The 6,662-nt window shown below is 72.3% G+C and carries 5 protein-coding genes; 4 read left to right on the top strand and 1 reads right to left on the bottom strand.

The window, feature by feature from the left end; all coding sequences use genetic code 11:
- The 3 genes from ACFQ3T_RS33170 to ACFQ3T_RS33160 all read left to right on the top strand — a co-directional run.
- The coding region (locus ACFQ3T_RS33170) for an FAD-binding protein (protein ID WP_380729533.1) at positions 1-1,074 on the top strand (1,074 nt) is incomplete at its 5' end.
- A gap of 52 nt (positions 1,075-1,126) precedes the next feature.
- On the top strand, positions 1,127-1,549 hold the full coding sequence (locus ACFQ3T_RS33165) for an SgcJ/EcaC family oxidoreductase (protein ID WP_380729531.1): 423 nt from the start codon (positions 1,127-1,129) through the stop codon (positions 1,547-1,549).
- Positions 1,550-1,811: 262 nt separating this feature from the next.
- Positions 1,812-3,206, top strand: a complete 1,395-nt coding sequence (locus ACFQ3T_RS33160) for an MFS transporter (protein WP_380729528.1) — start codon at positions 1,812-1,814, stop codon at positions 3,204-3,206.
- Between the two features lie 613 nt (positions 3,207-3,819).
- Here the strand turns inward: ACFQ3T_RS33160 and ACFQ3T_RS33155 are convergent.
- Positions 3,820-5,901, bottom strand: a complete 2,082-nt coding sequence (locus tag ACFQ3T_RS33155) for an ArnT family glycosyltransferase (RefSeq protein ID WP_380729525.1) — start codon at positions 5,899-5,901, stop codon at positions 3,820-3,822.
- Positions 5,902-6,119: 218 nt separating this feature from the next.
- Here ACFQ3T_RS33155 and ACFQ3T_RS33150 point away from each other — a divergent pair, with 218 nt between their 5' ends.
- On the top strand, positions 6,120-6,488 hold the full coding sequence (locus ACFQ3T_RS33150; RefSeq protein ID WP_380729523.1) for a YciI family protein: 369 nt from the start codon (positions 6,120-6,122) through the stop codon (positions 6,486-6,488).
- Positions 6,489-6,662 lie beyond the last annotated feature (174 nt).

Below are 6,662 nucleotides of genomic sequence, written 5' to 3'. Positions count from 1 at the left end.
GAGGACGTCGCGGCGGTCACGCGCCACGGCCGTGAGCGCGGGATCGCCGTGGTGGCGCGCGGGGCCGGGCACTCGGTGGACGGCCAACCGCTCAGCCCCGGCGGGATCGTGGTCGTCACGGACACCCTGGCCGACGTGCGGCGGACCGGGCCGGACCGGGTCAGCGCGGGCGCGGGCGCGCGATGGAGCGCGGTCGTCGCGGCGACCCTGCCGGACGGCCTCGCGCCGCCGGTGCTGCCCGACTACCTCGAGCTGTCCGTGGGGGGCGTGCTCGCGGCGGGCGGGGTCGGGGGCGCCTGCCACCGGCACGGCTTCGTCGCCGACAACGTGCACGACCTCGACGTCGTCACGCCGGACGGCGCGCTGGTCACCTGCTCCCCCACCGAGCGGCCCGGGCTGTTCGACGCCGTGCGGGGCGGCCAGGGGCGGCACGGCGTGATCACCAGGGCCACGCTCGCCCTCACCGCCGCGCCCGCCCTGGTGCGCCGACACGAGCTGTCCTACCGCGACCTCGGCGTGTTCCTGGCCGACCAGGCGCTGGTGGCGGCCTCGCAGCGGTTCGCGCACGTCGAGGGGCACGCGCGGCACGTCGCCGGCGCCGGGTGGTGGTTCGGGCTGCACGCCGTGGCGGACGTCGACGCGGACGCCTCGCTCCCCGAGGGCCTCCGGCCGGACTCCGCGCACGTGGAAACGGGGCCGTACCTGGACTTCCTCCACCGCGCCGCCCCCGTGGAAGCCCACCTCCGCGCCACGGGGTCGTGGCAGCGCGACCCCCACCCGCGCATCACGCTGCTCGTGCCCGGACGGCACGCCGCGTCGCTGGTCGGCCTCGCGCTGGACGACCTGCCGCCCGAGGACGTCGCCGGCGGCCGGGTGCTGGTCTACCCCATCCCGACGGACCACCTCGCCGCGCCGAACGTCCCCCGGGCCGACGACGCGCTCACCGTCGTCCTCGCCATCCCGCGCACCGCGCCGGCGGGCGACCCGGACGCGCTGGACCGCATGCGGCGGGCCAACAAGTCACTCACCGCCCTGGTCGAAGAGGCCGGCGGCGCGCGCTACCCGGCGGCATGACGACACCACCGCCGAAGAACCCACCGAGAACACCCGAGGAAAGGCCGTTGCGATGACCATCGACCAGGCAACCCCGACGACTGCCGACGCCGACCGGGGCGCGGTCGCGGGCCTCACCGCCCGCATCGTCGCCGCGTGGGCCGACCACGACGCCGACGCGTTCGCGGACGTCTTCACCGAGGACGGCACGATGATCCTGTCCGGCGTCTACCAGGCGGGCCGCGCCGACATCCGCGCGTTCATGGCCGCCGCGTTCGCCGGCCCGTACCGCGGCACCCGCGTCACCGGCACGCCGTTCTCGCTGCGCTTCCTGCGCGACGACGTGGCCGTGCTGCTGACCGCGGGCGGCGTGCTGGCGCCGGGCGAGACCGAGGTTGCCCAAGACCGCGCGATCCGCGCCACCTGGCTCGCCGTGAAGCAGAACGGGGAATGGCGACTGGCCGCGTACCAGAACACCCCCGCGTCGCCCGCATAGCGCTCTCGGGGTGAGGAATTCCTTTCCCGAAGATGAGAAATTCACACCGACCAGGTTTGCCCATCACTTCGAATCGCGACCGGATCATCACATAATGTAGCGGTGGTGTGGTTCGCCCGAACGGCCCTGCCGCACCGGAAGGCGATTCGAACATCGAGGGAGTTAGGGTGTGAGCGGCGTGCGCGCAAATGAACCATCGGAACACGTCGGGGACCGGCAGGTCGATCCCCGGCGCTGGTGGATACTCGTCCTGCTCTGCGGTATGCAGTTCATGATCCTCCTGGACATGACGATCGTGAACGTGGCACTGCCGCACATCCAGGAGTCGCTCGGCTTCACCGAAGCCGGCCTGACCTGGGTGGTGAACGGATATGTGTTGATGTCGGGCGGCCTGCTGCTGCTCGGCGGCCGCTCGGCCGACATCTTCGGCCGGCGCAAGCTGCTGATGATCGGCGTCGGCCTGTTCGCCGTGTCGTCGGTCCTGGCCGGCGCGGCGACGTCCACCGGCATGATGGTCGCCGGCCGCATCGGGCAGGGCATCGCCGAGGCGATCGCCGCGCCGGCGTCCCTCGGCCTGATCGCCCTGCTGTTCACCGACCCCGGTGAGCGCACGAAGGCGCTGGGCGCGTGGGGCGGCATCACCGCGCTGGCGGGCACGCTGGGCTACGTCATCTCCGGCCTGCTGACCGACATGGCGTCGTGGCGGTGGATCTTCTACATCAACATCCCCATCGCGCTGCTGGTGCTGGTGCTGATCCCGCGGATGGTGACCGAGAGCAAGATGGTGCGCGAGAAGGGCGCCGGGCTCGACGTCGCGGGCGCGATCACGTCCACCACCGGCCTGTTCGCCATCGTCTACGGCCTGCTCCAGGCGGTGGACCACCCGTGGGGCTCCGCGGCCGTCGTGCTGCCGCTCGGGCTCGGCGTCGCGCTGATCCTGGCGATGCTCATCATCGAGCGGCGGGCGAAGGACCCGTTGATCCCGCTGCGGTTCTTCGCGAACCGGACGCGGTCGGTCATCAACACCGCGTCCCTGTTCTACATGGCGGCGTTCATCTCCTACACGTTCATGCTGACGTTGTTCATGCAGCAGGTACTGGAGTACTCGCCGTTGCGGACCGGCCTGTCGTGGCTGCCACTGGGCCTGGGCATCGGCGTGGGCATCGGCCTCGGCACCGCGTTCATCCCCAAGGTCGGCGTCAAGGCCGTCGCCGCGGTGGGCTTCGCGGGCGCCGGTGTCGGCCTGTTCCTGACCAGCATGATCGGCGTCGAGACGACGTACCTCGGCGGCATCCTGCCCGGCATGATCGTGTTCGGCGTCTTCGCGGGCGCGTCCATGCCCGCGGGCACCAACGCCGCGCTGCACGGCGTGACCGAGCAGGACTCCGGCCTGGCGTCGGGTGTGCAGACCACCGCGCTCCAGGTCGGCAGCGCGCTCGGCCTGGCGGTGCTCGTGACGCTCGCGCTGCGCGACGCCATGGGCGAGATCCAGCAGGGCGTGGACGTGGACGTCGCGATGACGGCCGGCTACGGCCTGGCGCTGCGCGTCGGCGCGGTGCTGATGGTGGTCGGCGCGGTCCTGATCGCGGCGCTGCTCGAGCGCGTGGACACCAAGTTGCGCGACCCGGTGGCCGAGATGGTCCAGCACACCGCCTGACCGGCGGCGGGCACCGACTCGCACGGAACGCGGAACGCCGTCGCACCCCCAGGGTGCGACGGCGTTCCGCTGTGTCAGGGCAGGCCACCCCCTATCGACCACGAACGCCCCGGCGTCAGGACCCTCTCCCCCGCCCCGCCCCCGCTGCGCGGCCTGGCTGCGGCCTGCGGCAGCACACTGCTGGAAGCACACCGTTGGACCGGGCTCGGCATCCGTCCACTCCCCGCGGACTCCGCCTACCGCCCGGTCGTGCTCCCGGCTCTCTCACCGGCTCCAGAGCACGGTGCCCGCCACCGGGCCGCCTCACAATCACCGGGCCGCCCTGCCGTCCGGCCCAGCCAACCCACCACCGGTCCGGCTCGCCAGTCGCCGACCCCAACCCACCACCCGTCCGGCTCGCCACTCGCCCACCCAACCCACCACCGGTCCGGCTCGCCACTCGCCCACCCAACCCACCGCCGGGCACCTCACCACCGGCGAAGCCAGGCACACCGCCCACACCCACACCCCCGCCTCCATCCCCACGCACGCACGCGGAAACGCTGCGGGCGGTGGCCCCGAGGTGGGGACCACCGCCCGCAGCGGCGTGGTGCGTGGTTCGTGATCTGTGGACCTAGCCGCAGCGGTAGAGCATGGCGTCGCCGTAGCCCGGCAGGGGCAGCATGTCCTCGGCCGGCGTGATCGGCGCGCCGCCGTAGACGGCCGGGTCGACCGGGGCGCAGTTGTCCTGGACCCACTCGACGCGCTCGCGCTGCTCCTCGCCGCCCATGCCGGCGATGCCGCCCATCCGCTTCTCGCCCGGAGCCGCGGTCAGGACGTACCGCAGCGCGCCGTCGTCGACCCACCGGCGCAGCTGGTCGACCGAAGGCGCGGCGTCCGCGCCGAGGTAGCCGCCCATGCTGACGAGCATCGCGTCGCTGTCGATGATGAACGACGACGCGGCCAGGCCGCCGCCCTCGACCGCCAACGTGATGGCGGCGCCGTCGGAGTTCCGCTCGGCGTACTCCAGCACCTTGCGGTTCTCCTCGTGCAGGACCGCTCCGGCGAACCCGCCGGCACGCGGCGGTGCGGGCTCGACGTGCTCGAAGCCCGGGATCACGGCGCCCGCCGGCAGCTCGCCACGCGTCAACGCGTTCAACGCCTCGTTGGGCGGTCCGGCGGACGGGAAGCCGCCGTTCGTCTTGTGCTCGGCGGCGGACACCACCGACCACACCGCCGGCGTGAACAGCATCGCCACCACGCCGAGCAGGAACGCCGACCGGCCCACGGTCCGGCGCTGCGCCGACGACCGGCTGCCCAGCACCAGGCCGACCACCGACACCAGGGTCGCCGCGATCACGACCCACTTGGTCCAACCCTGCCACGACGGGTCGCGGTCGATCAGGACCACCGCCCAGGCGCCGGTGAGCGCGACGGACGCCGGGAGCAGCAGCCACCCGCGGCCGCGGCCGGTGCGGTAGGTGCGCCACAGCAACGACAAGCCGGCCGCGGAGATCGCCGCGATCGGCGGCGCGAGGGCCGTCGTGTAGTACGGGTGCCAGATGCCCTCGGTGAAGCTGAACACGAGGATCGTGACGACCAGCCAGGTGCTCCACAGCAGCCACCCGGCGCGCTGGAGGCGGTTGCCGGGGACGCGGAACCACAGCCGCCGGTAACCGGCTGCGCCGACCACGGCCAGGACGAGCAGGCTGAACGGCAGCAGCCACGAGATCTGGCCGCCCACCTCCAGCACGAACATCCGCGTGACGTCCGGGTAGCCGCCGCCCATGCCGACCGCGCCGAGCTGCACGTGCAGGCCCGAGCCGCCGTACTGCTGGCCGAGGTTGAAGATCTTGCCGAAGCCGTTGTAGCCGATGATGTTGTCGAGCGCGGTGCCGTCGAGGCTCGCGCCCATGTACGGCTTGCGGCCCGGCCACACGTCCAGCAGCACCGGCCACCACAGGGACGACACGGCCAGCACGCCGCCCGCCGCCAGCAGGTGGTTCACCCGGCGGCGCACGGGACCGTCGACGCACACCAGGTACACCAGCGCCAGGCCGGGCACGATCACCCAGGCCGCCATGAGCTTCGTGGTGAAGCCGCAGCCGATGAGGAACGCGCACAGCAGCAGCCACCGCACCTGGCTCCGGGCCGCGTCGCTGTGCACCGCGCGGGTGAACGCGTAGGCCGCCGCGACCAGCAGGAGCACCAACAGGGTGTCGGTGTTGTTGCTGCGGTTCACCATGACGGTGACCGGCGTGAGCGCCAGGATCAGCGCCGCGACCAGGGCGACGCGCTCACCGGCCCACAGCCGGACCGTGCGGTGCAGCAGCACGACGGTCGCGACGCCCTCGATCACCTGCGGCAGCATGAGCGCCCAGCTGTGGAAGCCGAACACCGAGGCGAAGACCGCCTGCGGCCACAGCGCCATCGGCGGCTTGGCCGCGTTGACCACGCCGTACGGGTCGGCGGCGCCGAAGAGGAAGTTGGGCAGGCTCTCGGTCATCGACCTGATCGCGGCCGAGTAGTAGGCGTTGCCGAAGTCGCTCGCGCCGATGGCCCACGTGTAGAGGACGCCGGCGAGCGCGCAGATGCCGAGGAGGATCAGGCCCGCGCCGCGGACGTGGTCCCGGTTCTTCCCACCGGCTGCCGCCCTCGGCTCCGGTCCCGCAGGCCTCGGTACGGCCAACGGCGGGTGGTGCGTGACAGAAGCCATCGGTATTCCCTTCGCCCTTCTTGCCGCCTGGTACCGACCCGTCGACGTGACACGTCGCGAATCGGTCCTCAGGGTCGTCGGCGGAGGGGTGGTCCGACGTCTCGTTCCTTGCGCCACCACCGCGGGAAAGGCGAGAACGGCAATTCGTGAGAAGTCCACGCGGGCGGTCGTGACGCGCGCACTGTTCGGCGTCGCGCCGCCGACCCTAGGCTGGCGCCATGAAGTACATGATCTCGATCTACAGCAACCCGAAGCCGTGGGCGCACCCGACGTTCATGCACCGCGAGGGCCTGTCGGACGCGGACCGCGAAGCGCGGATGGCGCAGTTCGGCGCGCTCATGCAGGAGATCTCCGAGAGCGGCGAGCTGGTCACCGGCCAGCCGCTCGCGGACCCGGCGGAGGCGAGGACCGTCCGCGCCGTGAACGGCGAACTGACCACAGTGGACGGTCCGTTCCACACCACCGAGGAGCAGCTGGTCGGCTACTTCGTGGTCGAGTGCGAGAGCATCGACCGGGCCGTCGAGATCGCCTCACGGTTCCCGGACGCCCACGACGGCGCCACCGAGGTCCGCGCCTTCATGGAGTGACCCCACCCCAGCGCCCCCGTCCACCCCTTCACCCCACCCGGACCCAGCCCTCTCACTCGCCCGGACCCCAGCCCCTTCACTCCCCCGGGCCACCCTCAGTTCCCCCACCGGGACCACCACGCGAGGTCGCGTCGGTCGTTCGAGACTCCTTTCCCGCCGATCACGCTCTTCGAT

The organism is Saccharothrix hoggarensis, from assembly GCF_042678885.1.
Taxonomy (GTDB): Bacteria; Actinomycetota; Actinomycetes; order Mycobacteriales; family Pseudonocardiaceae; genus Actinosynnema; species Actinosynnema hoggarensis.
Note: the sequence above shows the minus strand (reverse complement) of the source record. Positions and strands in the feature narration are given on the sequence as shown.